Source organism: Desulfatiglans parachlorophenolica, from assembly GCF_055394735.1.
In genome coordinates this window covers 3,240,994-3,265,642 of sequence record NZ_AP042460.1, presented here as the reverse complement: position 1 = coordinate 3,265,642, position 24,649 = coordinate 3,240,994, and the positions used below count along the sequence as shown (strand labels likewise).

Here is a 24,649-nt window from a genome sequence, read left to right as displayed (position 1 = left end):
GGAGGTTCTATGCTGATCGGAATGACTTACGATCTGCGCGATCGTTATCTGGGCCTGGGTTTGGGTGAGGAGGAGACGGCGGAGTTCGACTCCGAGGAAACGGTTGCAGCGATCGAATCGGGGCTTGGGATTCTTGGCTACGATACCGAGCGCGTCGGCAACCTGGACGATCTCGTCAGGGCGCTCGCCGGGGGGCGCCGCTGGGACATGGTTTTCAACATTGCCGAGGGGCTGCACGGCTTCGGCCGCGAGGCGCAGGTGCCGGCGCTGCTCGACGGCTACGGGATCCCCTACACCTTCTCCGATCCGCTGGTCCTTTCCTTGACCCTGCACAAGGGGATGACCAAGCGGGTGCTGAGGGATCTCGGGGTCCCGACCCCGGATTTCGCGATCGTCGGCGCGGAGGACGATCTGGAGCACGTCGGCCTGGAATACCCGCTTTTTGCCAAACCCGTTGCAGAGGGGACCGGCAAGGGGATCAGCGCACTGTCGCGCATCGAGACCCCGGCCCGGCTGCGCGCGGTTTGTCTAAGTCTGATCGAGGCCTTTCAGCAGCCCGTGCTCGTCGAGCGTTTTCTGCCGGGCCGCGAGTTCACCGTCGGGATTCTCGGGACCGGGGATGCGGCGCGCGTGCTGGGGGTGATGGAGGTGATCCTCGGAGGCGAGGCGGAGGCGGACGCTTATTCCTACGAGAACAAGCAGAAGTGGGAGGAGCGGGTCCGCTACCATCTGGCGGCGGACTCCACGGCCTTCCAGGCGGGTGAAACCGCCCTCAGGGCCTGGCGCGGATTGGGCTGCCGGGATGCGGGGCGCATCGACCTGCGGGCTGATGCGCAAGGCCGGCCGCACTTCATCGAGGTGAACCCTTTGGCAGGATTGCATCCCGGGCATTCCGACCTGCCGATCCTCTGCCGGTTGGCCGGTATGGACTACGGAGATCTCCTGAGCGGTATCATGGACTCGGCCGTGGAAAGGATTCAGAAGTCTGCTTCGGCAGCAACGTACACGGGTGTTCCGAAAGGCCGGACGGCCCGGGGTGGGGCTTTTTGAGGTGAGCAGGCCCATGTCTGATGCCGCCCGGCGGGTCATCATCCTGATCGACCGGCTGCCGCAGGGTTGCGCCCCGGATCAGCAGGATGCCCTGCGTCAAGCCGAAGCGGTCTCCGATGTCCTCTCATCCCTCGGGTACCAGCCGGAACTCGTCGAAGCGACGCTGAATCTCGAAAGGCTGAGGGAGGATCTTTCCCTGGCCGCCCCATCCTTTGTCTTCAACCTGGTCGAATCGCTCGAGGGCCGTGGGTGCTTCATCCACCTGGTTCCGGCCCTCCTGGACAGGCTGGAGATCCTCTATACGGGCGCGGGTGCGGATGCCGTGTATCTGACCTCGCACAAGGTCATAGCGAAAGGGATCATGGAGGCAGCCGGGATACCGACCCCTGCATATTTCACCCCTGACGGTCTCTTAGGCCTCGAAGACCTGGAAGCCGAGGCGTTCATCGTCAAATCGGTCTGGGAGCATGCGTCGATCGGGCTTGGGGACGATGCCGTGGTTTATCCTTGCGGGCCGCGGCATCTTCTCGACATCATGGATCGGCGCCGCATCGCTCTCGGCGGCATGTGTTTCGCCGAGCGGTACATCGAGGGCCGGGAGTTCAACCTTGCGCTTTTGGGCGGCGAGGACCGTCCCATGATTCTTCCGCCTGCCGAGATCCGGTTCGAGGATTATCCCCCGGGCAAGGCGAGGGTGGTGGACTACCGCGCGAAGTGGGACGAATCCTCCTTCGAGTATCAGCATACGCAGCGCTCCTTTACGTTTGACGATGCGGACGTCGGGCTGCTGGATCGCCTGGAGGCCATTGCGCATGCCTGTTGGGAGGCCTTCGGTCTCAAAGGGTACGCCCGGGTGGACTTCAGGGTCGACCGGGATGGCTGTCCCTGGGTGTTGGAGGTCAATGCGAATCCATGTCTTTCGCCCGATGCGGGTTTCGGGGCGGCAGCCGGCCGGGCCGGCCTCGAACTGGTCGATGTCGTGGGCAGGATTGTGGCGGACATCGGTGTGCGCGGGCTTGGTTTGCGATAGCGACGGCCGCGCCCGGGTTCGCCTGATCGGCTGCACCCCTTCGGGTCGGGTTCCAGTTTCGCCAACATCCAGGAAATCGGATGGTTGCGCGGAGCCGATCTGTAAGGTGCCTCAGGGGCAAACGCTCAGATTGACGCTGAGATTCGCAAATAAGACCATTTCCGGACAGAAACTGAATTCCCACAAAGGTTGAGCCGTTGTTTCAGATCCGCCGCATCTTCGACGATGTCATCCCCGTCGATCGCAAGGCCATACAGGACGTCCAGCAGATCCTCCGTGATCAGTTTCCGCTTTTGCCGGAGCGTGAAGTCGATGAACTGCCCGAGGCCTTGCGGGACCCGTTCAAACACCGTTTTCGATCGATCCTCTTCGTGGCCGTCGGTGCCCGCAGCAAGGTCAAAGGCTTTGCCCTGCTGCACCATGCGCCGGATCTCGCTTTCTGCTACCTAGACTTCATTTCTGTGGCGAAGCTGAGAACGGGCGGGGGAATTGGCGGCGCTCTTTATGAAAGGGTCCGCGAAGAGGCCGGGTCGCTCGGGGCGGCCGCGCTCCTGTTCGAGTGTCTGCCGGACAACCCCGAGGTCTGCCGTGACAGGACGATCCTCAAACAGAATGCCGCGCGCCTGCGTTTCTACGAGCGCTATGGGGCGCGCCCGGTCGCCCGTACGCTTTACGAGACACCGATCAGACCGGATGACCCCTGTCCGCCCTATCTCGTCTGCGACCTCCTGGGCAGAGAGCGCCCCTTGAGCCGGAGGCGCATGCGTTTCATCGTGAGGGCGATCCTCGAGCGGAAGTACGGCGACGTCTGTCCGGAAGGCTATATCGATCGCGTGGTCCGGTCGTTCGAGGATGATCCCGTTCGCCTCCGGGAGCCGAAATACACCCGCGGGGAGGAAGCGCCGCCCGCGCCGCCCGCTCAAGCGATGGAAAGGCGGATCGCTTTGGTGGTGAACGACCGCCATGCCATCCATCATGTACATGAGCGCGGCTACGTGGAGTCTCCGGTCAGGGTCCGGGCCATCCAAAGGGAGTTGGAGCGGCTGGGGATTTTTGACATGAAGCCGGTCCGGCACTTTTCCGAGAGGCACGTCCGGGCGGTCCACGATCCCGGTTTCATCCAGTATTTCAAGCGGGTCTGCACCCTGGTGCAGCCGGGGGAGTCGGTCTACCCCTATGTGTTTCCCATCCGCAACCGGGCTCGCCCGCCGAAGGAACTGCCGGTCAGGGCGGGGTATTATTGCATTGACACCTTTACACCCTTGAACCGGGAGGCCTACGATGCGGCCAAAAGGGCTGTGGATTGCGGGTTGAGCGCAGCCGAAGAAATCCTCAAAGGCTACCGGCTCGCCTATGCGCTTGTGCGCCCGCCGGGTCACCACGCGGAGAGGAGCGTCTTCGGCGGGTTCTGCTACTTCAACACCGCTGCGATCGCGGCGCATTACCTGAGTGCCTACGGGCGGACCGCGGTCCTCGACGTCGATTACCATCACGGCAACGGTACGCAGGATATCTTTTACCATCGTTCGGACGTCCTTACCGTTTCCATTCACGGACACCCGGCCTTTGCCTATCCGTATTTCAGCGGTTTCAAGGAGGAAAGGGGCGAAGGTGAGGGGGAGGGCTTCAACCTGAATTTCCCCCTCGAGGAGACTGTGGAAGGGGAGCGTTACCGGGCGGTTCTGGACCGGGCCCTCGCGGCCGTCACCAGATTCAAGCCCCAATTTCTGATCGTAGCCCTCGGACTCGACACCGCCAAAGGGGACCCCACAGGGACATGGCTTCTCGGGCGCAGGGATTTTTACCGGAACGGCAGGGCGATCGGGGCTTTGAGGCTGCCGACGATCGTCGTGCAGGAAGGGGGTTATCGGATCCGTTCCCTGGGGGCGAATGCACGCAGCTTCTTCCGCGGTCTCTGGGATGGGGCTTGTGCGGCGGAAAACGCGTCGGCGGGGGCCCTATCCGGCCGTCCTGTCCGGAAAGTGGGGGGTGAGCATGGCATTCCCTGATGTGACGTTCCGTATGGCCGTGAGGCCTGAAGATCGCGCCGCCGTCCGGCGCATCGTTCAGTCGTCGGGTTTTTTTTACCCGGATGAGGTGGCAATCGCCGTCGAATTGGTCGATGAGCATTTGCAGAAAGGGGATGCAAGCGGCTATCATTTTGTCTTTGGCGAGTTGGCGGGTGTCGTGGCGGGCTACGCCTGCTTCGGGCTTATTCCCGGTACGGGCGCGAGCTTCGATCTGTATTGGATCGCCTTGGCCAACGATCGCCGGGGGCGGGGGCTCGGAGGGGAGATCCTCCGTTGTGCCGAGGAGCGCATGCGCGCGATGGGCGGAGCACGGATCTACGCCGAGACCTCTTCCAGGCCGCAGTACGAACCGACCCGCCGGTTTTATGAAAAGCGAGGTTTCCACCTGGAAGCCCGTCTGGAGGCCTTCTACTATCCCGGGGATGACAAACTGATCTATGTCAAGCGTCTTGCGCCCGAGGCCGGGGAAAACATCCGGCAGTGCGCGTCTTTGCCGGGTCCGGACCCCGAGCCGATCTCCTCAGGCGGCATATAACGTTTGACATGCCTGCGAAATTATGGTTTCAGCAGGGGTGAATCCTGTCTGAAAGGTGGAAAAAGGCATGTCGGACAAAAAGGCGCTCTCCGTCCTGGGCAGCCCGCGCCAGATCCTTTGGAACCTGCTCCTGATCAGCGGCGGCAGTTTTTTGTGCGCCGTTTCCGTCAACGCAATCCTGATACCGCAGCAGTTCGTCGGGGCCGGTTTTACGGGTGTGGCGCTGGTGCTCCATTATCTTTTCCCTTCCCTTGAGGTCCCTGTTGTCTACTTCGCCATGAACATCCCGGTCTTCATCCTGGGATGGGCCTATGTCGGTCGCCGGTTTTTCATTTACAGCGTAGCCGGCATGCTGATCTTTTCCGCAGTGCTCAACTGGAGCCATGTCCCGGTTCCGGTCGAGAACAAGATTCTCGGCGCTTTGCTGGCGGGGATCATCATGGGGGTCGGCTCAGGCATCATTCTGCGGTCGTGGGGATCGGCCGGGGGGACGGATATCCTGTCCGTGATCCTGCTCAAGCGGTTTTCGATCCGCCTGGGAAGCACGGTGCTGGCGTTCAACGTCTGTGTGCTGGTGGCCGGCGGGCTTCTTTTTTCCTTGGAGAGCGCGCTCTACACCCTGGTATACCTCTATGTCAATTCCAATATGGTGAACCTCGTCGTGACCGGTTTGAGCCAGCGAAAGGCTGTTTACATCATTTCGCCCGCCTGGGAAGGCATTTCGCACGATATCCTGGAAAAGCTGAACAGGGGCGTCACGATCCTCGAAGGGCATGGAGGGTATTCCGGAAAGCCGGAAAAAATCCTCTTTGCGGTGATCACCTTCCGGGAACTGTCAAGGCTCAAGCGTCTCGTCCGTGAGGTGGATCCCAACGCCTTTATGGTGGTGTCGGACACCCTGGAGGTCATGGGGCACCGGATCGGCAACCAGCCGCACTGGTGATGCGCGTTCGGCGGTCCGGAGAGCCGTTCCGACAGGCCTGTCGCCTTGGCGGGGCTGCCTGCCCACATTGAAAAGTCGGCCGTCCGGACCTCCTTTTTAAAGTGCCTTTCCGGGCGGTTGGCAGCCGGTCTGAAAATGCCTCAACCGGTTTCCATCAGGAAATGAGGATCTATCCCTAAGATCGAGGAGACAGGCGATCCTGCAGGGGCGCCTTTTTAGGTTGTGTCCATCCGGAAATGATTTCCCTGTACAACCCAGTTTCCAATCCGGAAATGAGGATTTTTCTTCACCGCTTCGCCGCTCAGTCCCACCGCTACGCGGTGGGTCCCGGTTTGGCCAATATCAAGGAAATCAAGTGTTTGCGCGGAAGCGACCTGTAGGTCGCCGCACAAGCAAACGTGCAGATTGACGCTGAGATTGGCAAAAAAAGACCATTTCCGGATGGAAACTGGGTTGCCGCACAAGGCGATGTATGGATAGATGACGAGATTGGCTGAACCGGAGCCGCCCTGAAGCAATGCGAGCGAGCATTGAAGGAAAGGGTGGTCAGCGGATGAAAATGATCCGTTATCGGGGGTGAAATGGAGAATATGCAGCCGGTTTTTGAAAAGATCTGGCGGATGGCCCTGCCTTACCTGCAGACCCGGAACAACGAGTCGCATACCCGCATCGCGATGACGTTCGCCAAGGCGCTCCTCCAGGCGGAGGGCGGTGACGAGGACATCGTCATACCGGCGGTGATGCTGCATGACGTCGGCTGGAGCCGGGTTCCCGAGACGTTGCATCTCCAGGCATTCGGCCCAAGGGCGACCTTGCCGGAGGTCAACCGCGTGCATGAGACGGCCGGGGTGGAGATCGCAGCGGCGATCCTCGAAGCGGTGGGTTATCCGCCGGACAAGACGAAAGAAATCACCGCCATCATCGAAGGGCATGATTCACGGCCTGAAGGCCGTTCCCTCAACGATTCGCTCGTAAAAGACGCCGACAAACTCTGGCGCTATTCGGAGGATGGCATTACCGTCAATCGGTCTCGATTCGATTTTTCCTGGGAGGCGATGTGTTTCCGCCTCGAAAGCATGATCGATGAATGGTTTCTGACCCCCTCGGGCCGGTCGATGGCCCGGCAGGAACTGGTCAGGCGGCGGGCATCGGCCCCGGAATAAGGTCCCCCTTCAGGGAAAATGCCCTCTTCTTCTCCTGTCCGTCGATCTGCTCAGGCCTTTCCGCAGCAACTCCCCGGCCCGGCGCATCCGCGATGACCTGGGGTTCCACCGCAGCAGGTCGTATCGCCCATCCCGGGCAGGCTGTTGCGCCTCTTGCCGGAATAGGCGGCGGGCGCTGAGAGTCGTTTTTCTACGTTGGAACTCCCGCAGGAGAGGCAATCAGGCGCATTCCCGGTTGCGGCAGGCAGCAGGGCCTCGAAATCCGCACCGCAATCGTTGCAGTGAAAGTCATAAAGCGGCATGAAAATCCTCCACGATATCGATATGGATGATCACCTTCATCTTCAAACCGAAGCGGATGAGGCGAAGGGTAAGGTTCGTCGTTCTGCGTTTCTAATCGTCCGCTTTTCCTGTATCGGCTCCCTCCGTTTTTTCAGGGACCAGCTGAAAAGATGTCACCGAAAAGGTTCCCCGGCCGTCGCACTCACCGATGATCCCGGTTACGATCACCTGCTTGCCCTGATGTCGACCCAGCTGTACCGCAGCGTCGTTCGGGGTCAGAAACAGCTTTTGACCTTCGGATGTTACGATGTGCCCGTCATGGGAGACGCTCACCATCAGGATGGTGATGTCCTCCGCCTGAACGACGGGAGCGATCTGCATGAGCACTGCAAAGGCCAGGGCCAGAAAGCATAAGGCCTGGCGGGTGATGTTCCGGGTCATGGCGGCGCCTCCAAAAAAGGTCTTCGATCATCGGTCCGTCTGAAAGTCGACGGCGTGACCTGCATACTGCAAAACGCCCACCTATGTCGAAGGATATTTTTCAATGTGTGCGTCATTTCTTGAGGGTGTACGGGTTGATGGTCAGGACGGGGGCGGTGGACCTCCTCAGGACGTTCTCGGCGACGCTGCCGAAGATGGTATGTTCGAGCCCCTTTCGCCCATGTGTCGCCATGACGACCAGATCGATCCCTTCCTGTTCGATGGTCTTGAGGATCTCTGCGTCCGGATCGCCTACACTCAGGATTTTCTGGACGCTGGTGCAGCTCCGGAGCGCTTCGGAGCAAAACTGTTCCATCGCCTGCCGCGCCCCCTCGAGGGCTTCCTTCTTGAACGAATCCAGGGGCAGGTGTGGGACATAGGACCCGAAGCCCCAGCGTGTGATATCTTCGACGACGTGCATGAAATAGACGGTTGCATCGTATTTTTGCGCTAGAGAAATGACATGTGGGATAACCTTTGCGGCATTCTCGGTAAAGTCGTACGGTACGAGAATCTTCTTGATCTCGATCATGGGACTGAACCTCCTCTCAGATTGGATTTTTGTTTTGAAATGGTCCTTGTCGAATATTTCCAGAGTGATCTGCGGGGCGCCGCTCACCGTGCCCCGCGGATGCCCTCTTCAATCAACCGGCAATCGTCCGTCTCTGATGATGGGACTCAATATGAAAATTATCGTAGTTTTTCAGTTCGTTGTCAAGGAGAAGCCCCCGCGGGGTTATCATGATCGAGCGATCCTGGAACGGTTCTGCCCGATGCCAACAGGTCATTTCTCCCATTCTCGATGCTACAAGGGAAGATGGGTTGCCCAAGGGTTTGTGTGCATTTGAGGCGAAAGCGCAGCTAGGGGAGAGTGCCCGCAGCAGGGATTTTTTTGCTTCGGGATATGATGGCGCGCTTGATTTTGGCTTCGAAAAGGCATTAAACTGTTTTCGAGGGATCGAGAGGTGCGGGCGTTTCGAGGAGCCCTGTCCAGGTTTTGGCCAGCGGGCGCAATGTTTCGGCCTGAGCGAGGCGGGCTCTACGCAAGGCGGCTGTTGTCGGTAGAACGCCGGGTCCGTTGCGCTTAATGTCTGCAGGATGCGGTGCCAAGAGCTTTGGCGCGCCGGGTTCGCCGCCTTGGGGAACGAAGCGGAATGCTCCGTTTGCAGAAGGAGTTTGTGATAGGTTGTTTCCATCCGGATAGGGTTGTCGGGTGCGGCCAGGTCTCCAATCCGGAAATGAGGGTTTTTTTTCACTGGCTCCGCGGCGGGTCTTGGTTTAGCCAATAATTAGTCTCCATCCGGAAATGATTTCCCGGTACAACCCAGTTTCCAATCCGGAAATGAGGATTTTTTGCCAATATCAAGGAAATCAAGCGTTTGTGCGGAGGCGACCTTGGTGGTCGCCGCACAAGCAAACGTGCAGATTGACGCCGAGTTGGGCCAAAAAGGACCTTCCCGTATGGAAACCAGGTTGGATGTTCTGTTGTTTGGTTCCCGTTGTAACGAACGAATAGAGGGAGGATTTGTGATGAAGCGATGGAACGCGGTTTTGATGGTGCTGTGTGGCTGTCTCTTTTTCGTCGGTGGCTGCGCCCAGACACAGGAGGCCATGAAGACGAACACGGGTAAAGGGGTTGCGATCGGTGCCGCGACGGGCGCGTTGGCCGGCGCCATCATCGGCCACCAGTCCGGGCACAAAGGGGCGGGAGCGGCGATAGGGGCCGCCGCGGGCGCTGCGTTGGGTGGGGGCATCGGTTACAAGATGGATCAGCAGAAAAAGGAGCTGGAGCAGATACCGAACACAACGGTCGAGCAGAAGGAGGACCGGCTGGTGGTGACTATGTCGGACGCCATTTTGTTCGATGTCAATTCGACGGCGCTCAAAGCGGCATCGCAGTCGACGCTTGGACAGATGGCCGATGTGATGGTCCGATATCCAGACTCTGATATCATCGTCGCCGGGCATACGGACAGCACAGGGTCCGAGAAATATAACCAGGACCTGTCGGAGCGGCGTGCAACGGCCGTCAGGAACTACCTCATCACCAAAGGGGTCAGTGTGGGTAGAATCACGGCCATCGGATTCGGTGAAACGATGCCGGTCGCCTCCAACGACACCGCTGCGGGGAGGGAGCAGAACCGGCGTGTAGAGGTCGAGATAAAACCACGGCCGGAAGCCGCTTCCTGATGAGCGACTGCTGCCGCAGCGCCTCGGGTTCTTTCTGGCCGCGTTCGGTTGAATTGCTGCCGGGAGCCGGGTGTTTGCTGCAGAAACCCTTTCTCTGAAGCCGATTAGACCGGGGCGTTTTCTCGACCGTCTCGGGGGAGGAATGCCCCGACAGACAGCCCGTGTCGGGGAGAAAGGGATGGCGATGTGTCTTGAACGGGGCGCAACAGCTAGATCCGAAAGGACGATGGAAGATGACGGAAGAGTCTCGCAAGAAGGTGCTGGTTGGTGTGGACGGTTCTGATCGTGCGTCGCAGACGATCAGATACATAGGGGGGATCGCGCCATTTCAGCACATGCAGGTGGTGCTCTACAACGTGTTCAGCGCGGTGCCCGAAGCGTATTGGGATCTGCAGAAGCAGTCCCACGTGGGCAAGCGCGTCTCCGAGATCAAGGCCTGGGAGCTGCAGCGGCGCAAAGAGGCCGAACGGTTCATGGAGAAGGCGCGTAAGATGCTCCTCGGGATGGGGATACCCGATGAGGATATCGTCGTCAGGATCAGAGACCGTCAAGAGGGAATGGCCCGCGATCTGATCAAGGAGGCTGAAGGAGGCTACAGCGCGGTGGCGGTCGGACGGCGCGGCGCTGGATTCCTCAAGCATATCGTGCTGGGCAGCGTCGCGACGAAGCTGCTCGAGCGTCTGTCTTTTCTTCCGCTTGCGCTCGTGGGCAAAAAGGCCACCCCCGAAAAAGTCCTGGTGGCCATGGACAGCTCCGAGAACAGCCGGCGTGCATTGGGTGCGGTGGCGGATCTGTTTGCCGGGAGCCCGTGTACCATTGATATGGTGCATGTCATCCGCGCCAACGAAGCGGATTACGTCGCCGAGGTTTCTCGCGAGATGGCCGAGATCTTCAAGAATGCCGAGGAGGGTCTGATCCAGAAGGGGTACAAACCCGGGCAGATCGGTTCGAAGATCATCAGCGGTGCCAAGAGCCGGGCCGAAACGATCGTTGCGACGGCCAGAAGCGAAGGTTATGGAACGATCGTCGCCGGCCGCAGGGGCCTTTCCAAGGTGCAGGAATTCTTTATGGGGCGGGTGAGCAATAAGATCGTCTATCTTTCCAAAGGACTGGCGGTATGGGTCGTTCCCTGATGCTCCTTGAGTGGAGGAAATAGGCAACGCAGGCAAGAAAGCAAACAGGTTGAAGAATCCCAGGCAGGGGATGCCGTTAAAAGCGTGAATGAATCCCGTCCAGGATTTATGGGCTCTTTTACCAGCGTCCCCTGTTTGTTGGCGGCGGTCCTGACTGGATGGCAGAAGGCGCGAGAGGGCCGTGCGGATCGGTGCAAAGGTCACCCTGGGGTGCCCTTTTTCAACCGAACTCAGGATGCCGGCTTGGCCTCTTCTGCCTGGGGCGGTGGAGCGGCCCTGAAGGTGAAATCGATCCGTGAGGGCTCGATCCGCACCACCTGAACCCTGTCGTTCGGCAGGTAGACACGGTCTCTGGTGACCAGGAAAGCGCGCTTCCCGGCGCGGGCCAGCGAAAGATCCAACTCGGCCCTAATGTTGTTTTTGCCCAAAACGCTTGCATCCTTCCGCAGACCACGGACCGTGATCCTGATCTCAGGGTTGACAGGTTCGACGATCTCGACCGCAGCGGGCAGGCTTCTCAGGTCGAGGGGGACATTCAGGGAGACCTCGAAATCCTGCTGTCCTGCAAGCAAGAGCCAGAGACAGGAGACGACCACGAGCGTTCCCAATTTGGTCTGCCAGCGGTTGACCACCAGGTTGCGCAGCCGTTCGGGCCAGCTCCTGTCCTCTGCGGAGGGTGGGCGGAGTGCCTTGATGACCCATTGCGCAAGCTGCTTTTCATCCTCCACGCGGATCATCCGTCCGCCTTGGGCCAGCGATACATGGCCCCTTTCCTCCGACACCACGATCACCCAGGCATCGCAGCGCTCCGACAAACCGAGCGCGGCCCTGTGGCGTGTGCCCCATTCCTTGGGGAGGCCCTCGTCCGGGCTCAGTGGGAGATAGCACGCGACCCGGTTCAGCCGCCCGTCCTTGATCAAGACGGCGCCGTCGTGGAGGGGGGAATCCTTCTGAAAAATGCTCAGAATGAACTCCGGCGCCGGTTCGGCATCCAGCGACTGGCCGGCGGTGATGGACTCGGCGACGGAGTCGACCCGTTCGAGGATGATCAGGGCCCCGATCTTCTTGGCTGACATGGTGAAGACGGCCTTTACGAAGGCCGGGATCCAGTTCTCGGGGGCAGAGAGGCGTCTCAGACCGATGGCTTCCAGGGGGTTGACCCGTTCGAGCACCTGCCGGATTTCGGATTGAAAGAGGATGATCAGGAGGACGATGAACACCTGCCAGAGGATCTGGAAAGACCAGGTCGTCAGAAAGAGGCCCCACGAACGGGCGATGAGATAGACGATGCCGAGCACCATGAGCCCCACAAGGGCCTTGAAGGCCTTGGAGGCGCGGAACCATCGGTAGAGATAATAGGCTACGGCGGTAAGAAAAAGGATATCCAGTACATCTTGAATGCGCAGGTTCGTGATGATGGAGAAGAACTGCATCGGGATTCCTCGGGGTGATGACGTTGAGCCGGGGTTTCTGGTCGTTCACCGTCGCGATCCAGCGGGGACGGCCGGGATCGGGTGAAATGCACGGGGTGTTCTAGGTCGCTTTTCAGCCCGGCAGTGCGCCGCATGCCTGTTGAGAGCGGCATGCCTGTTGAGAGCGGCATGCCCTGCCATGAAGCATCATATTACTGCATATTGAGGGTGGCGCACAACACGGATTGTTTCCGCTTCAGAAACCCAAAACGGCGTAGTCTCCGGAGCCTGTGCTTCTTCCTGAATGTGCGGCCGAGGATGAGGGAGGGATTCAACCATCGGCGCCGATTCGGAAGGGACCGTGTATAGCCTTTTGAACCCTTTCGGGTTTCCCCGTTTCTTTTGGACCCGTCAACCCGCTTCCGGTTTTCCCAGGAGATCGGCGTAAAGCCTCAAATAGGCCTCGGCCGACCTCGCCCAGGAAAAATCGGCAGCCATCCCATTGGACTGGAGCCCAGTCCAATGGTCGCGCTCGCCATACAGGGAGATGGCCTGGAGGATCGCGTCGAAAAAGGCGTCCGGCGCATAGGCGGAAAAGGTGAAGCCGTTTCCGCGCCCGGTCACCCGTTCAAAGGAGGCAATGGTATCCTGCAGTCCGCCCGTCGCGCGGACGACGGGAAGCGTTCCGTACTTGAGGGCATACATCTGAGTGAGTCCGCAGGGTTCGTATCGCGAAGGGATGAGAAAGATGTCGGCCCCTGCCATGATGCGGTGGGCCAATGGGTCGTCAAAGCCGGTTCGAAGGGCCATTCGGCCGGGAAATCGCCCGACGGCCTGTTCCAAGGCCGCTTGGATATGCGGATCGCCCGAGCCGAGGATGATCAGGCCCGTATCTCTCACAAGCAGTTGATCGAGGATGGCGAGAAGCAGGTCGAGTCCTTTCTGATTGTCCAGCCTCGAGATCATGGCGAGGAGGGGCTTGTCGATCAGACCCCGGTCGAGCCCGGTCTCCTCGAGCAGGGCGGCTTTGCACACGGCCTTCCCGGATCGGTCCGTGATGTCGTAGTGCGCCGGCAGGTGGACATCGATCGAGGGGTCCCAGATCCGGTAATCCACGCCGTTCAGGATGCCGTGAAGGGCGTCGCGCCGTCGGCGGAGGATTCCTTCCATGCCGCGGCCGTATTCGGCCGTTTGGACCTCTTTGGCATAGGTGGGGCTCACGGTCGTCAGGGCATCCGCGTAGACGATGCCGGATTTGAGGAGGCTCAGGTTCCCCCAGTACTCCAGGCCCTCGGGGTGGTAAAACCGGTTCAGGGGCAATCCGGTGATGCGGAGTTTTGCCGGGGGGAAGAGCCCCTGGTAGCCGATATTGTGGATCGTGAAGACGGTCCTGGTCCGGCTGAAAAAGTCTTCTGCCCGGTAGGGGCCCTGGAGCAGCGCCGGCACGAGGCCGGTTTGCCAATCGTGACAATGGATGATGTCCGGCCTGAAAGAAAGGGTCTGGATGCCCTGCAGGGCGGCGTGCGCGAAAAAGGTAAAACGCTCGCAGTTGTCGTAATAATCCCCTTGGTTGTTGCCGTAGAGGTTCGGCCGGTCGAAGAGGTCCTCCCGCTCGATGAAATAGACCGGCACGCCTTGTGGGGTGCGGCTGCCGAGGACCCGGGTCTCCAGGAACGCATCCCCGAGCTGCAGCCAAAAGGAGGAATCGAAGCGTTCGAGGTCGTGCTGCTTTTCGAGCACTGCGCGGTAGCAGGGGAGGATCAACCTGACGTCGATCCCCATCTGATGAAGGGCCTCGGGAAGCGCCCCGGCCACATCGGCAAGCCCGCCTGTCTTCGCAAACGGTACGGCCTCCGGCGTAAGATAAAGGACTTTCAGCCTGTCTCCATCCATCGCTTACCTGGTCTCCATCCGGAAATGACTTTCCGGCAGAACTCAGTTTCCATCCGGAAATGAGGATTTTTCTTTACACCCTTCGGGTGCTCAGTCCCACCGCTTCGCGGCGGGTCCCGGTTTGGCCAATATCAAGGAAATCAAGCGGTTGCGCGGAGGCGACCTGTAGGTCGCCGCACAAGCAATCGTGCAGATTGACGCCGAGATTGGCCAAAAAGACCATTTCCGGATGGAAACTACCTATCCTTTTGCCTCGATTACGGCGGTCGTTCAGCGGTTATCGGCCTCCACCGCTTCCAGCAGGCGACGGTGGATCTCCGGGACGCTGAAACTCACCCGGTTCCAGGAAGGAATCAGGCTGCTTTCGTAAGGCCCCTTGCTCTGCTCCCAGGCGGTCCAGAGAAAACCCCGGAAGTATTGCACCGTCAGCTCTTCCTGGTAGCGGTCGAAATGGAGGTCGTTCACCTGGGCGTCATCCCCGTAGCTCTTGATAAAATCGAGGGCCCGCTGGTAATAGGTGTGCAGGATCATATCCACGAAGGCATCGTCGAGCGGGATGCCGTGGGAGCGCATGTAGGTGAGATAGAACTTTGCAATGTCGACGACCATGCGGTGCAGCCCCTTGGATTTGTCTTCGGGCGAAAGCTCCTGGTGTTTGTGTTCATAATTCGGGACCAGATCGATCTGGGCGACCTTGCGCAGGATAAGGCGGTGGTAGACCTCGGACAGCGTGGCCACCTCCAGCCCCCAGTCGTAGGCGACATTGATCCCCCGGGCGATGCTGGCGGTGAAGCTGAATTCCCCCGCCAGCGGATAGTTGAACGTCCGGTGATACCTGAAGAACCGCTCCATCGCCATGTAGCCGCGCTCCCGCATGATGCGCGCCATGGCATCGACAAACGGGGTCACGAAGAGGCGGGTCACCCTTCCTTTCATGGTACGTTCGGTGGGGGAGATCCGGGCGTAGAACCCTTTGCAGAATTCGAAATCGGTGTTGAGGTTGGCGATCGGTTCGATCAGGCGCGCCAGGAGCAGACGGTCGTAAGTCACGATATCGCAGTCGTGCAGGGCGATCACGTCCGACGTTTCCTTCGCGAAAAGGTACCCCAGGGTGATCCAGACGGATTGCCCTTTCCCTTGCACCCCCGTCCGGATGGCGCGTGCTTCTATTTCCTGAAGGACGTTTTGGATGCGAGGCCCATCGACCCAGACCAGCTTGACGTCACGATCGGGCGCGGCCAACCGCCCGAAATATTCGCGCGCTTCACGGAACTGCTTTTCCTCCGGTGCACCCCCGAGCGCGACCACGATGTTGCGCAGATAGCGGACCTTGCTGATTTCGTCGATGATGTTGTCCAAAACGGGCGGGTTCTGGATTTCTGAATAGAGAGAGGGCAGCAGCAGGCTGATCCGGACATGCTGCGCAAACTCTTCGAGTTTTTCCTCCATGCTGGACAGATACGCCTCGCGGTCAAAGGCTTCGTATAGGCCATGGAGTGTTGTGATCATGCCCTCTTGATGAAAATCAGCCATGATGCCTCCCTTCTTCGGTGTGGAGCGTGTTATAAGGCCGGCGGAACGGGTAAACCGGGGGGGTGTGTTGCCTTGCTGCCGGCATGGTGAGCCGGGGCACCCGGATGCGAACGGGTCTGCCAGGCCGTCTATCTGACTCATGGGCTCACGCGGACTTTTCGTCCCATAAACGGATCAGGTAATCCTTTTGTTCCTCGAACTTAAGGGCCTGTTCCTCGACCAGGATTTCGGCTTTATCCGAGGACATGTCCCAGCTTTCTCTCACAAAAGAGGCTACCCTCGCAAAATAGAGCGGGGTCATGAGGTCGAGCAGTTTGGAGCGGTTGATGGTCCATGCGTGGAACGTCGCGGCGAGTTCATAAAGGATCCGGACCCAGACGTCGGTCGGCAGGTGAAAGTGGAGGGAATCCATCTTTGAGGCGTTGGTGATTTCTTCGAAAGACGGCTCACTCAGAATATCCTTCCAGAGAGAGGAAAACTGTGCATATCCCGTTTTGAAAAGCTCGATCAACCCATCCAGATTGACCTGAACCGGCTCTGGTTCGAATTTTTCCTGGAAGCCGAAGATCTCGAGGGGCTCGCTTCCCTTGATCTGCTTCCAGAAGGTCGTGTTCTGTTCCATGCTCGAAAAGAGGGCGGAAAGGACCTGGCGGAACATGGGTCCAAGGTGTTGCCCCGGGTCCTTCGCGTCATGGATCTTGACGCCCAGATTGGACTGGCAGATCCTGAATCCGCGGGTCACGGCGCTCACGGTCATCCAGATGTCGACCCCGAAGCGGGCGACATCCGTGTCCCAGACATCCTGATCGATATAGTATTTGGCGACGTCGCGTGACAGAGCGAAATCACCTCCGATGGGCTGCCGGATGCGTTTCCCGTAAAGCGCCCGGGTCAGGTTGTAGACGATGTTGTTGGTGATGGTGCCGTCCCACTTGTGCCGCACATAAACGGGGGCGACGAACTGATAGCCTTTTTCGAGCACGGGATCGATCAGGTATTTGACCCAGCCCGGCGTGATGCTTCTCAGATCCGAGTCCACCATGGCGCAGGCCTTGACCTTGAGCCGGTAGGCGGCTTCGAAGAGCGATCTGAGGGCGGAGCCCTTGCCCCCCGGGCCGCGATAGATGGAGACGATCTTTTCCTGCCAGGGTTTGATCTCGAACTCCCGCGCGACATCGCGGCTGTCGTCCGTGGAGCCGCCGTCCGCAATGAAAATGACACTGCGCGTATTCTGGTAGTGGGCGGCCAATCCGTGGGTGACCATCTGGATGACATGCCCGATCGTTTTTTCATTGTTGAAGCAGGGAATCCCCACAAGGATATCAGCCGAGCCGATCTCTTCGATACGCTTGGCGGTATAGGCCCTGAGAGCCGTATTGTAATGCATGCGGTGGTCTCCTTTCGTTGTATTCCATGGGAAGAAACAATATCATCATATCAGAATTCTTCTCATATCTCAATCCGATGCCTCAAATGGACATTTCGCAGTCCGGGCCAGGCTCATCGGGCGGGAACTTCTTTACAAGAAGCGGATGAAAGTTTTAATCTAGTTTCCAATCCGGAAATGGTCTTTTTTGCCGATCTCAGCGTCAATCTGCACGTTTGCTTGTGCGGCGACCTACAGGTCGCCTCCGCGCAAACGCTTGATTTCCTTGATATTGGCAAAAAATCCTCATTTCCGGATTGGAAACTGGGTTGTACAGGGAAATCATTTCCGGATGGAGACTAATCTAAAACACAGTGTCTTGAAAAACGGATCAAGGTAAATACCGGGGGAGAAAGTATGAAACCCAAGTGGATTGTGGCCATTGTCCTGGCGGTCCTCGTGCTCGTTTTCCTGTTCCAGAATACGCAGGTGATCACCCTGCGCCTGTATTTCTGGGAGGTCTCCATGTCCCAGATCCTGCTGCTGCCGCTCGTGCTTCTGATAGGGTTCGGCCTCGGATATGCCGCTGCGGCGTGGAATCAGAAGAGAAAATCGGGCCGGAGCACCGACGTGCTCTAGATTGCCGGCGAAGCTGGCTTTCCGGGCGTTTTCCGCTGGGATGGTCAGGCATGGCCGGGACCACCGACGGGGGCATGGATGGAGTCATGAGCGTATCCGATCGAGACCAGCAGGATCAGGCGATTCAGGGCACCATCGCGGCGGTGCGGGGAAGTGTGGTGGACGTGTTTTTCCCCGAGGCCCTGCCGGCGATCAGGAGCCACATCCTGGCCGGGGCGGAGGGGAAGGTCTCCGTCGAGGCGGCGGCGCATCTGGACGTGCACACCCTGCGCGGGATCGCCCTTCATCCGACAGCCGGACTGAGCCGCGGCGACCCGGCCACAACCTCAGGCGAACCGTTGAAGACGCCGGTCGGCAAGGAGCTTCTGGGGCGTATGCTGAACGTTTTCGGCGATCCGATGGATGGCCTCGAGATGCCCGGCGGGCTCGAACGCCGTTCGATCCATCATCGGCCCATCCCGCTTTCGGAGCGGGTGAGCAGCGACGATGTCTTTTTCACCGGTGTGAAGGCCCTGGATCTCCTGGCGCCTCTCGAGCGGGGCGGGAAGGCCGGTCTTTTCGGCGGCGCCGGTGTAGGCAAGACCGTCGTGATCACGGAGCTCATCCACAACATGGTGGGCAAGCACAGGGGAATGAGCATCTTCTGCGGCATCGGGGAGCGCTGCCGTGAGGGAGAGGAACTGTACCGGGAGATGAAGGCCGCCGGCGTGCTGCCGAATACGGTGATGGTCTTCGGTCAGATGAACGAGTCCCCCGGCGCCCGTTTCCGGGTGGGGCACACCGCCCTGACTATGGCGGAATTTTTTCGAGACGACCTCGAGCAGGATGTCCTCCTCCTGGTGGACAATATTTTCCGTTTCATCCAGGCGGGCTCGGAGCTTTCAGGCCTCCTCGGGCGGCTTCCCTCCCGCATGGGATATCAGCCGACGCTCGCGACGGAGCTGGCCGAACTCGAAGAGCGAATCGCAAGCACCCGCAAGGCGGCCATTACCTCCATTCAGGCGGTCTATGTGCCGGCGGACGATCTGACGGACCCCTCGGCCGTGCACACGTTCGCGCACCTCTCGGCTTCCATCGTTTTAAGCCGTAAACGGGCAAGCGAAGGCTTCTACCCGGCCGTCGACCCGCTTCAGTCCCGCTCCACCATGCTTCAGACCCGGGTTGTAGGGGAGCGCCACTATCATGTCGCCCGCGAGGTTCGCAAGACCCTCGCTACCTACGAGGAGCTGAAGGACATCATCGCCATGCTCGGCCTGGAGGAACTCTCCCGCGAGGATCGAAGGACGGTCTCCCGGGCGAGGAGGCTCGAGCGTTTTCTGACGCAGCCTTTTTTCACGACCAAACAGTTCACCGGCCTCGATGGAAAGATGGTCGACATCGAAGAGACGTTAACGGGGTGCGAGCGGATCCTGAATGATGCCTTTGCGGATCAGCCCGAAAGCATCTTCTACATGATCGGCGCCATCGGCGAAGCCGAGGCGCGCGAGCGGGACGGCGGTAAGGACAAGGGTTGAGGGCGCGGGGGTGTGAAGAGTGAATCATGGTTGAGGGAAAGGGCATGCGCTTGAGGATCCACGAACCGAACGGTCTTTTCCTCGACACGGTTGTCAGGAGGATCACGGCCGAAGGGCCCAACGGGGCCTTCGGCATCCTGCCTCGCCATCTGGACCTGGCGGCGGTTCTGGTGCCCGGGATCTTCTCGTACGAGGCTGACGGGGGGCGACCGGTCTATCTGGCCGTCGATGAGGGGATCCTGGTGAAGCAGGGTCCCGAGGTGCAGGTCGCCACCCGGATGGCGGTCAAGGGCGAATTGGGGGCCTTGAGGCAGTCGGTCGAGGAGATGATTGCGGTGGTGGACGACCGGGAGCGCAAGACCCGCTCCGCGGTGGCGCGCCTCGAGGCCGATCTTGTGCGAAGGTTTGTGACGTTCGGAAAAAATGTCTGATCCTGTGGAAAAAGGGCCGCGGCGTTTCCCGGATGAAGTCGGACTCCGGGAGAAACGCAAGCTGAGGGCGGAGAAGCACCGCCCGCAGGGGGTGTGGTTTGGCCTGGGGATGTTCGGCATCGTGGGCTGGTCGGTGTCCGTTCCCACGGTGGTGTTCGTCTTCCTTGGGATCTGGATCGATCTCAAATGGCCCGGACCCTACTCGTGGACCCTGATGCTCCTGGTGATCGGTTTGATCGTTGGATGCCTGAACGCCTGGTTCTGGATCAATCGCGAACGGAAGGCCATCAACGAAGAGAGGAAAAATGGCCTCGGTTGACCTTTTTGCCGTGGTAGTCTGGCTCCTCTGGGGCTGGGTGGTCGGCCTGTTCTATTTCGGAGCCCTCTACTGGACCCTGCGCCGGCTGCCGCGGAGGTCGAGCCCGAAGATTTTTCTAGGACTGAGCTACGGGGTCCGCCTGAGCATCGCCCTCCTGGCCTTCTGGCTGGTGCTGCGGCGCAGCTTCATCGGTTTTCTGATCACGTTCGTCGGCTTTTTCATCGCGCGGTTCCTGGTCACCCGCTGGGTCTACACGTCCATTGAAAAGGGAAGCCATGGAAATCAGTCCTGACCTGGTCGTGATGCTGCGGATGGGGGGGGTCGAGGTAAATGCCACCCTGCTTTACACCTGGCTGGTGATGCTGGTGCTTACGCTCGGCTCGTGGCTGGTGACGCGGAACCTGAGCACCGGCGAACGGATCCCCCGCTGGCAGAATCTCCTGGAAACCGTGGTCTCGGGCGTCAGGCAGCAGCTCGATGACATCAGTCCCCGCCGGCCGCGGGGGTTCCTGCCCTTCGTGGGGACCCTGTTTCTCTTCATCGCGCTCTGCAATGTGCTGAGCGTCGTGCCGGGATTCAGGCCCCCGACGGGGTCTCTTTCCACGACGGCTGCCCTGGCCCTGCTGGTTTTTGTGGCCGTTCCAGGTTACGGCATCGGCCGCGTGGGCCTCGGCCGCTACCTTGCCAATTACCTCCAGCCGACCTTTTTCATGCTGCCTTTCAACGTGATCGGCGAGTTGAGCCGCACCTTGGCCCTGGCGGTCCGGCTCTTCGGCAACATCATGAGCGGGACCATGATCGGGGCAATCCTCCTGGCGATCGCCCCGTTGATTTTTCCGGTTCTGATGCAGCTTCTGGGGCTTTTGACGGGCCTCGTGCAGGCCTATATCTTCAGCGTGCTGGCCGCGGTCTACATCGCGGCGGCCATGGAAAACGAGGACCAACAGCGAGAGGAGACGTAAGCATGGAGATTTTGGGCTGGGTGGCAGTGGCCTCGATTGTTTCGGCGGGTATCTGCATGGGCATCGGCGCGGTCGGCCCCGCTCTCGGAGAGGGCCGAGCGCTGGCCCAGGCGTTGAGCTCCATCGCCCAGCAGCCTGACGAAACGAATACCATCACCCGCACCCTGTTTGTCGGAATGGCCATGGTGGAATCGACCGCCATCTACTGCTTCGTCGTGGCCATGATCCTGATCTTCGCGAATCCTTTCTGGGGCTTTTTTCTCGAGAAGGCCGGGGGGTAAGCCGTGCTGTTCGATTGGTTTACGATCATCGCCCAGATCGTGAACTTCCTGATCCTGGTCCTCCTGCTCAAGCGCTTCTTGTACGGGCCCATCATCCGGGCCATGGATGCACGGGAGGCGAGGATCGCGGAGAACCTGGCCGGCGCCGAAAAGGCGCGGGAAGAGGCGCGGGAGCGGGAGGCGCGGGCGCGCGAAGAGGAGCGCCGCGCCGCCGAGCGGCGGGCCGAAATCATGGCCGAGGCCCAGAGGGAGGTTCATGAGTGGCGCGAACGGACTCTCGCGGAGGCGCGGCAGGAGGTCGAACACCTGAAGCAGGCCTGGTTGGACCACCTGGACGAGCAGCGGGAGGCCTTTTTGGAGAGGCTCAAGATCCGCATCGCGGAGCAGTTGCTGGCGGTGGGGGACAAGGTCCTTCGGGATCTGGCGCACGCCGGGCTGCAGGAGGAGGTCCTGGAGGTGTTTCTCCGCAAGATCGAGGAGGAGAAGGACGCCCTCTCCCTGGTCGAAGATGGGAAGCCGGTGAACGTCAGATCGGGGTTCGAACTCACCGGGGAAATGGCCGAAAGGCTCCGCCGCAGGGTCGTGCCGCTGCTGCCGCCCGGGACGGAGATCGAAACGGCAACGGACAAGGATATGGGGATCGGCATTGAGTGGGTCAGCGGGGACCGGAAGATCAGCTGGACCCTGGAGCGTTATCTTGAAGGATTGGAGCATAGGATCCTGGCCGAACTCCCGCGGGAACGATCATGAAAGACACGCATCTTGACGCTGCGCTCGACGATGTGACGCGCGCCGTGGAAAAGGGGCTTGCCGGCTACCAGCCCAGGCCGAAGAGCGAGGAAGTGGGCCTTATCCGGTCGGTTGGCCAGGGGATCGTCTGGGTCGAGGGTCTGGGAGGAGTCAAGTCCGAGGAGGTGGTGCTCTTCGACGACGGCATAGAGGGGTTGGTGCTGGACATCCTGCCTGACCGGGTCGGGGTCGTGCTGTTCGGTCCGAGCGAAGAACTGCGGGCCGGCATGGAGGTCCGGCGGAGCGGGCGCATCCTGGATCTGGCGGTGGGCCCCGAGTTCTTGGGGCGGGTGGTGGACCCCCTCGGGCAGGCGATGGACGGCCGCGGCCCGGTTTCGTCGACTACGAGGTGGCCGGTCATGCGCGAGGCGCCGCGCATCCTGGATCGCGCCCCGGTCGAAAGGCCTCTCGAGACCGGGCTCAAGGTCGTGGATGCCCTGATCCCCGTCGGCCGCGGCCAGCGGGAGCTGATCCTCGGTGATCGCCAGACCGGCAAGACAGCGATTGCCCTTGACACGATGATCAACCAGCACGACAAGGATGTCCTATGCGTCTACTGCGCCATCGGGCAGCGGAGCAGCAGCATCGCCAAGGCGATCGACGCCCTCGGGCGGGTGGGGGCGATGGATTACAGCGTCGTCGTGGTGGTCGAAGGGGACGACCCTCCTGGTCTGCAATACATCGCCCCCTATGCGGCGACGACCCTTGCCGAATCGTTCATGGAGGCGGGGCGTGACGTCCTGATCGTCTACGACGACTTGACGCGGCATGCATTGGCCTACCGGCAGATCTCCCTGCTTATGCGGCGCCCCCCCGGGCGCGAGGCCTTTCCGGGCGATATATTCTACATTCACTCCCGCCTGCTCGAGCGATCGACGCACCTCAGGCCGGAGAAGGGCGGCGGCTCCCTGACGGCGCTGCCCATCATCGAGACCGAGGCCCAGAACATCTCCGCTTACATCCCGACCAATCTCATCTCCATCACGGACGGGCAAATCTACCTGTCGCCCGACCTCTTCCAGAAGGGTCTCATGCCGGCGGTAGACGTGGGTAAGTCCGTTTCCCGCGTCGGCGGGAAGGCGCAGTTGAACGCCTACCGGAGGGTGGCGGGGGACCTGCGTCTTTCCTACAGCCAGTTCCAGGAACTCGAATCATTTTCGCGTTTCGGGACGCGGCTCGAGGAGGGAACGCGCAGGGCGCTCGAGCACGGCCGGCGGGTGCGTGAAGTGCTCAAACAGGGGCAGTTTTCGCCGCTGTCCGCCGGTGCGCAGATCCTGATCCTCTTCGCTGTGGCCCAGGGCCTGCTCGACGGCGTGCCTCTCGGGAAGATCACTGCCGCGGAGAAGGTTCTGCTTGGCCGATTGGAGGAGCACATGCCGGATGTCGAGGAGCGGGTGATCGCATCGGCCAGGGACGATGCCTTCTGGGCCGATCTGCCGAAGATGATGGAGGAGGCCCTTCAGGGCTTGACGGTGGAGCATGCAGACGCTCGAGAAGCTGAATAGGAAGATTGCGACGGCGCAGGATCTCCTGGCGGTCGTCCAGACCATGAAGAGTCTGGCCGCCGTCAACATCCGGCAATTCGAGCGGGCCGCCGAGACCATGGACGCCTTTCGGGATGTCGTGGACATGGGGTGGCAGGTCTTCCTGCGGGGTGGCACGGCTCTGCCTTCCGGCTTTCGCATCCGCCGCGCCGTCTGCCTGATGGTGGGGTCGGACCAGGGGATGTGCGGTCCATTCAATGAGGTGATCGTGCGCCACACCCTCGAGCGGATCGAAGGGCTCGAATCCGAGGGCTTCGGGGTCAGCTGCTGGTCGGCGGGGGAAAAGGTCGTCGTCGGCCTCGAAGATGCCGGCCGCAAAGACGAGGCGTCCTTCCGCCTGCCCGGGAGTCTTTCGGCCATCGCCCACACCGTGCAGGGGGTTATCCAGCGCCTGGACGAGTGGCGGCGCGACCGGGGGGCGGCCTTTTTTTATGTCGGTCACAATATCCTTTCGCCGGGCACCTATACGCCGTCCTTCCACCGTCTGCTGCCGCTCGATGCCGAATGGGCCAGGGCGTATCGGGCGCGCAAATGGCCGAACCGCTCCATCCCCATGCTGGCAGCGTCCCGTGAAAACATGTTTACGGGCCTTTTCCACCAGTATCTTTTCGTTTCCATTTACCGGGTTTTCGCGCAGTCCCTGGCGGCGGAGAATGCCGGGCGCCTGACGGCCATGCAGGCCGCTGAAAAGAACATCCTCGAGATGGAGGACGAACTTCAGGCGCTCTACCGGGAGCAGCGGCAGGCACAGATCACCGACGAACTGATCGACATCATCTCCGGTTTCGAGGCCCTGCGCGAGGACGAGCACGCGGTCTGAGCGGTCGGCGTTTATGATTGCGGAAGAGAGCGGGTGATCATATGTCCAAGGGGTCGTTCGCGCCCGGTACCTGTGCTTCGAATAACGTTTCGTTGATTGACATCGGTGTGTGTCGGGGTGTCCTCCGCCCGCGGTCGGGCAGATTATGCGGGAATGAGAGGCCGCTTTGATCGATTTTGCCCGCCGATCTACAAAAAACTGGCTTTCAGACTCGAACCATTCTGTGGCACAGGCTCCAGCGCCCCGGAGAGGGTTTGAAATAGCCTGATGCTCCAAAGTTAGTGTCTATCCGGAATTGATTCCCCGGTAC

29 protein-coding genes are annotated in these 24,649 nt (G+C 60.4%); 19 read left to right on the top strand and 10 right to left on the bottom strand.

Annotated elements, in window-relative coordinates; translation table 11 throughout:
• Positions 1–9 precede the first annotated feature (9 nt).
• The 5 genes from ACZ500_RS15285 to ACZ500_RS15265 all read left to right on the top strand — a co-directional run bounded on the left by ACZ500_RS15285 (position 10) and on the right by ACZ500_RS15265 (position 5,588).
• Positions 10–1,050, top strand: coding sequence for a D-alanine--D-alanine ligase family protein (locus ACZ500_RS15285; protein WP_464228222.1), 1,041 nt, complete (start codon positions 10–12; stop codon positions 1,048–1,050).
• A gap of 13 nt (positions 1,051–1,063) precedes the next feature.
• Entirely contained in the window at positions 1,064–2,080 is a 1,017-nt protein-coding gene (locus ACZ500_RS15280) for a D-alanine--D-alanine ligase family protein (RefSeq protein WP_464228221.1), read from the top strand.
• Positions 2,081–2,277: 197 nt separating this feature from the next.
• Positions 2,278–4,089, top strand: a complete 1,812-nt coding sequence (locus tag ACZ500_RS15275; RefSeq protein WP_464228220.1) for a GNAT family N-acetyltransferase — start codon at positions 2,278–2,280, stop codon at positions 4,087–4,089.
• Positions 4,076–4,645: an N-acetyltransferase family protein gene (locus ACZ500_RS15270; RefSeq protein WP_464228219.1), complete on the top strand. Its 570-nt coding sequence runs from the start codon at positions 4,076–4,078 to the stop codon at positions 4,643–4,645. Before ACZ500_RS15275 ends, ACZ500_RS15270 begins: the two co-directional genes overlap by 14 nt.
• Positions 4,646–4,712: 67 nt before the next feature.
• Positions 4,713–5,588: a YitT family protein gene (locus ACZ500_RS15265; RefSeq protein ID WP_464228218.1), complete on the top strand. Its 876-nt coding sequence runs from the start codon at positions 4,713–4,715 to the stop codon at positions 5,586–5,588.
• Between the two features lie 215 nt (positions 5,589–5,803).
• Here ACZ500_RS15265 and ACZ500_RS15260 read toward each other — a convergent pair whose 3' ends face one another.
• Complete coding sequence (locus ACZ500_RS15260) at positions 5,804–6,106, bottom strand: hypothetical protein (protein ID WP_464228217.1); 303 nt, start codon at positions 6,104–6,106, stop codon at positions 5,804–5,806.
• 63 nt (positions 6,107–6,169) lie between these two features.
• Here ACZ500_RS15260 and ACZ500_RS15255 point away from each other — a divergent pair, with 63 nt between their 5' ends.
• Positions 6,170–6,751, top strand: a complete 582-nt coding sequence (locus ACZ500_RS15255) for an HD domain-containing protein (protein WP_464228216.1) — start codon at positions 6,170–6,172, stop codon at positions 6,749–6,751.
• Between the two features lie 50 nt (positions 6,752–6,801).
• Here the strand turns inward: ACZ500_RS15255 and ACZ500_RS15250 are convergent, their stop codons facing one another.
• The 4 genes from ACZ500_RS15250 to ACZ500_RS15235 all read right to left on the bottom strand — a co-directional run bounded on the left by ACZ500_RS15250 (position 6,802) and on the right by ACZ500_RS15235 (position 9,138).
• Complete coding sequence (locus ACZ500_RS15250; protein ID WP_464228215.1) at positions 6,802–7,053, bottom strand: FmdB family zinc ribbon protein; 252 nt, start codon at positions 7,051–7,053, stop codon at positions 6,802–6,804.
• A gap of 91 nt (positions 7,054–7,144) precedes the next feature.
• Positions 7,145–7,474 (bottom strand): hypothetical protein, encoded by a 330-nt coding sequence (locus ACZ500_RS15245; protein WP_464228214.1) that lies wholly within the window; start codon positions 7,472–7,474, stop codon positions 7,145–7,147.
• 112 nt (positions 7,475–7,586) lie between these two features.
• Entirely contained in the window at positions 7,587–8,045 is a 459-nt protein-coding gene (locus ACZ500_RS15240) for a universal stress protein (RefSeq protein WP_464228213.1), read from the bottom strand.
• Between the two features lie 757 nt (positions 8,046–8,802).
• Entirely contained in the window at positions 8,803–9,138 is a 336-nt protein-coding gene (locus tag ACZ500_RS15235; protein ID WP_464228212.1) for a hypothetical protein, read from the bottom strand.
• Here ACZ500_RS15235 and ACZ500_RS15230 point away from each other — a divergent pair.
• Together ACZ500_RS15230 and ACZ500_RS15225 are read left to right on the top strand one after the other, a co-directional pair.
• Entirely contained in the window at positions 9,125–9,703 is a 579-nt protein-coding gene (locus tag ACZ500_RS15230) for a YiaD family glycine zipper/OmpA-like lipoprotein (protein ID WP_464228211.1), read from the top strand. The two genes, ACZ500_RS15235 and ACZ500_RS15230, sit on opposite strands and share 14 nt — an antisense overlap.
• Before the next feature lie 233 nt (positions 9,704–9,936).
• Positions 9,937–10,836: a universal stress protein gene (locus ACZ500_RS15225; RefSeq protein WP_464228209.1), complete on the top strand. Its 900-nt coding sequence runs from the start codon at positions 9,937–9,939 to the stop codon at positions 10,834–10,836.
• Positions 10,837–11,066: 230 nt separating this feature from the next.
• On the opposite strand, the gene cdaA is transcribed toward ACZ500_RS15225, so the two are convergent.
• The 5 genes from cdaA to ACZ500_RS15200 form a co-directional block, all read right to left on the bottom strand.
• Entirely contained in the window at positions 11,067–12,269 is a 1,203-nt protein-coding gene (gene cdaA, locus ACZ500_RS15220) for a diadenylate cyclase CdaA (RefSeq protein WP_464228208.1), read from the bottom strand.
• A gap of 390 nt (positions 12,270–12,659) precedes the next feature.
• Positions 12,660–14,141 carry a glycogen synthase GlgA gene (gene glgA / locus ACZ500_RS15215; protein ID WP_464228207.1) on the bottom strand — a complete coding sequence of 494 codons (1,482 nt, stop codon included), beginning with the start codon at positions 14,139–14,141 and terminating at the stop codon, positions 12,660–12,662.
• A gap of 73 nt (positions 14,142–14,214) precedes the next feature.
• The gene (locus ACZ500_RS15210) at positions 14,215–14,364 is read right to left on the bottom strand and encodes a hypothetical protein (protein ID WP_464228206.1); all 150 of its coding nucleotides are present in this window, start codon (positions 14,362–14,364) and stop codon (positions 14,215–14,217) included.
• 47 nt (positions 14,365–14,411) lie between these two features.
• Positions 14,412–15,674: a glycosyltransferase family protein gene (locus ACZ500_RS15205; protein ID WP_464228205.1), complete on the bottom strand. Its 1,263-nt coding sequence runs from the start codon at positions 15,672–15,674 to the stop codon at positions 14,412–14,414.
• 145 nt (positions 15,675–15,819) lie between these two features.
• Positions 15,820–17,061: a glycosyltransferase gene (locus ACZ500_RS15200; RefSeq protein WP_464228204.1), complete on the bottom strand. Its 1,242-nt coding sequence runs from the start codon at positions 17,059–17,061 to the stop codon at positions 15,820–15,822.
• Positions 17,062–17,238: 177 nt separating this feature from the next.
• On the opposite strand from ACZ500_RS15200, the gene ACZ500_RS15195 reads away from it, so the two are divergent.
• The 11 genes from ACZ500_RS15195 to ACZ500_RS15145 all read left to right on the top strand — a co-directional run bounded on the left by ACZ500_RS15195 (position 17,239) and on the right by ACZ500_RS15145 (position 24,339).
• Positions 17,239–17,403: a hypothetical protein gene (locus ACZ500_RS15195; RefSeq protein ID WP_464228203.1), complete on the top strand. Its 165-nt coding sequence runs from the start codon at positions 17,239–17,241 to the stop codon at positions 17,401–17,403.
• Between the two features lie 54 nt (positions 17,404–17,457).
• On the top strand, positions 17,458–17,679 hold the full coding sequence (locus ACZ500_RS15190) for a LapA family protein (RefSeq protein ID WP_464228201.1): 222 nt from the start codon (positions 17,458–17,460) through the stop codon (positions 17,677–17,679).
• Between the two features lie 86 nt (positions 17,680–17,765).
• Positions 17,766–19,193 (top strand): F0F1 ATP synthase subunit beta, encoded by a 1,428-nt coding sequence (gene atpD, locus ACZ500_RS15185; RefSeq protein WP_464233062.1) that lies wholly within the window; start codon positions 17,766–17,768, stop codon positions 19,191–19,193.
• 26 nt (positions 19,194–19,219) lie between these two features.
• Entirely contained in the window at positions 19,220–19,624 is a 405-nt protein-coding gene (locus tag ACZ500_RS15180) for a F0F1 ATP synthase subunit epsilon (RefSeq protein WP_464228200.1), read from the top strand.
• The gene (locus ACZ500_RS15175) at positions 19,617–19,943 is read left to right on the top strand and encodes an AtpZ/AtpI family protein (protein WP_464228199.1); all 327 of its coding nucleotides are present in this window, start codon (positions 19,617–19,619) and stop codon (positions 19,941–19,943) included. The genes ACZ500_RS15180 and ACZ500_RS15175 overlap by 8 nt, the downstream gene beginning before the upstream one ends.
• Positions 19,930–20,235, top strand: coding sequence for an N-ATPase subunit AtpR (locus tag ACZ500_RS15170; protein WP_464228198.1), 306 nt, complete (start codon positions 19,930–19,932; stop codon positions 20,233–20,235). Before ACZ500_RS15175 ends, ACZ500_RS15170 begins: the two co-directional genes overlap by 14 nt.
• On the top strand, positions 20,219–20,905 hold the full coding sequence (locus tag ACZ500_RS15165; RefSeq protein ID WP_464228197.1) for a F0F1 ATP synthase subunit A: 687 nt from the start codon (positions 20,219–20,221) through the stop codon (positions 20,903–20,905). The genes ACZ500_RS15170 and ACZ500_RS15165 overlap by 17 nt, the downstream gene beginning before the upstream one ends.
• Before the next feature lie 2 nt (positions 20,906–20,907).
• Positions 20,908–21,186, top strand: coding sequence for a F0F1 ATP synthase subunit C (locus tag ACZ500_RS15160; protein WP_028321101.1), 279 nt, complete (start codon positions 20,908–20,910; stop codon positions 21,184–21,186).
• A gap of 3 nt (positions 21,187–21,189) precedes the next feature.
• Positions 21,190–21,936: a F0F1 ATP synthase subunit B gene (atpF, locus tag ACZ500_RS15155; protein ID WP_464228196.1), complete on the top strand. Its 747-nt coding sequence runs from the start codon at positions 21,190–21,192 to the stop codon at positions 21,934–21,936.
• Positions 21,933–23,480, top strand: a complete 1,548-nt coding sequence (locus ACZ500_RS15150) for an alternate F1F0 ATPase, F1 subunit alpha (RefSeq protein ID WP_464228195.1) — start codon at positions 21,933–21,935, stop codon at positions 23,478–23,480. The genes atpF and ACZ500_RS15150 overlap by 4 nt, the downstream gene beginning before the upstream one ends.
• Positions 23,455–24,339 carry a F0F1 ATP synthase subunit gamma gene (locus ACZ500_RS15145; RefSeq protein ID WP_464228194.1) on the top strand — a complete coding sequence of 295 codons (885 nt, stop codon included), beginning with the start codon at positions 23,455–23,457 and terminating at the stop codon, positions 24,337–24,339. Before ACZ500_RS15150 ends, ACZ500_RS15145 begins: the two co-directional genes overlap by 26 nt.
• Positions 24,340–24,649: the final 310 nt, after the last annotated feature.